The organism is Microbacterium sp. T32 (genome assembly GCF_001619615.1).
GTDB lineage: Bacteria > Actinomycetota > Actinomycetes > Actinomycetales > Microbacteriaceae > Microbacterium.
Window position 1 is genome coordinate 1 of the sequence record NZ_LQQP01000039.1, and the last position, 1,799, is coordinate 1,799.

The window sequence follows — 1,799 nt, forward strand, 5'->3', positions numbered from 1 at the left end:
CGCGCGAGGCCGCGGCGCAGGAAGCGCGATCCGTGCTCGCGCAGGCGCACCTGGACCGCGCCGCGGACGAGGCCACGACCGAAGCGGCGGAGGAAGAGCGCGAGGTGCTGCGCGGAGTGTCGTTCGCCGTTCCGCGAGGTGCGCGCGTCGCGCTCGTCGGCCCCTCCGGCGCCGGCAAGAGCACCGTGTTGTCGCTCGTCGAGCGGTTCTACGACCCGACCGCGGGGGCGATCCTCGTCGACGGCATCGACGCCCGCGAACTCCCCCGCGAGGCGCTGCGCGCCCGCTTCGGCTACGTCGAGCAGGATGCCCCGACCCTGGCCGGCACGATCGCCGACAACCTGCGGCTCGCGTCACCCGAGGCATCCGAGGCCGACTGCGAGCGCGTGCTGCGGGCCGTCAACCTCGGCGACGTGCTCGAGCGGAGCCCGCTCGGGGTGGACGCCCCGGTGGGCGAAGACGGTGTGATGCTCTCCGGCGGCGAACGTCAGCGACTTGCGATCGCGCGGGCGCTGCTGGCCGCTCCCCCGGTGCTGCTGCTCGACGAATCGACGTCGTCGCTCGATGGCGTGAACGAACAGCGCATGCGCGAGGCGATCGACGCCGTCGCCACCGGTCGGACGCTGCTCGTCATCGCGCACCGCCTCTCGACGGTCGTGGACAGCGACCTCATCGTGGTGCTCGAGCACGGACGCGTCGTCGGCCAGGGCACGCACAGCGAGCTCGTGGCATCCGTCCCCCTGTACCGCGAGCTCGCGAAGCACCAGCTGCTGGTGTGACGCACGCCGCGCGGCCGCGACGCTGACGCACGAAGGACGACGCCCCTCCCGCGCGCCAAGAGCAGGGAGGGGCGTCGAGTTCGCGCCCGCCCCGCGCCGCGATACGGCGAGCGAGGCGGGCGGGTCGGGAGGCTAGCCGCGCTGCAGGCGGTAGCGGAGCGAGGCCAGCTCGGCGCGGAGAGCCGCCGGGAGGTGGCTGCCGAAGGTGTCGAAGAACTCCTCGGTGAGGTCGGCCTCGGCCAGCCACGACGCGGTGTCGATCGCGAAGAGCTCCTCAAGGTCGGCTGCGGGCAGGTCGAGACCCGACAGCTCGAGGTCCTCGACCCGGGGCAGACGGCCGATGGGGCTGTCCACGGCACCGACCTGGCCGTCGACGCGGCGGATGATCCAGTCGATCACGCGCGCGTTGTCGCCGAAGCCGGGCCACAGGAACCGTCCGTCGTCGCCCTTGCGGAACCAGTTGACCTGGAAGATGCGGGGCGCGCGGTCGAAGCGCAGCTTCTCGCCGACCTTGAGCCAGTGACCGAAGTAGTCGCCCATGTTGTAGCCGCAGAACGGCAGCATCGCGAACGGGTCGCGGCGCAGCTCGCCGACGGTGCCCTCCTGCGCGGCGGTCTTCTCGCTCGACACCGTCGAGCCGAGGAAGACGCCGTGCGACCAGTCCGTGGCCTCGAGCACGAGCGGCACGTTCGTGGCGCGGCGGCCGCCGAACAGGATGACGTCCAGCGGAACGCCCTCGGGGGTCTCCCAGTCCGCCGCGATCTGCGGGCACTGCGCAGCGGCGACGGTGAAGCGCGAGTTGGGGTGCGCGGCGGGACGGCCCGACGCCGGGGTCCAGTCCTTGCCCTCCCAGTCGATGAGCTGCGGCGGAGCCTCGTCGGTCAGTCCTTCCCACCACACGTCGCCGTCGGGACGCAGCGCGACGTTGGTGAAGATCGTGTTGCCCCAGAGCGTCTCGACCGCGGTGACGTTCGTGGACTCGCCGGTGCCGGGCGCAACGCCGAAGAAGCCGGCCTCGGG

2 protein-coding genes are annotated in these 1,799 nt (G+C 72.5%); one reads left to right on the forward strand and one right to left on the reverse strand.

Going from position 1 to position 1,799, the window contains the following annotated elements:
- Nucleotides 1–779, forward strand: a 779-nt coding sequence (locus AVW09_RS14615) for an ATP-binding cassette domain-containing protein (protein ID WP_156496122.1), incomplete at its 5' end; no start/stop codon positions are given.
- A gap of 132 nt (nucleotides 780–911) precedes the next feature.
- Here AVW09_RS14615 and AVW09_RS14620 read toward each other — a convergent pair.
- A partial coding sequence (locus AVW09_RS14620) for a phosphoenolpyruvate carboxykinase domain-containing protein (protein WP_156496123.1) occupies nucleotides 912–1,799 on the reverse strand: 888 nt, incomplete at its 5' end.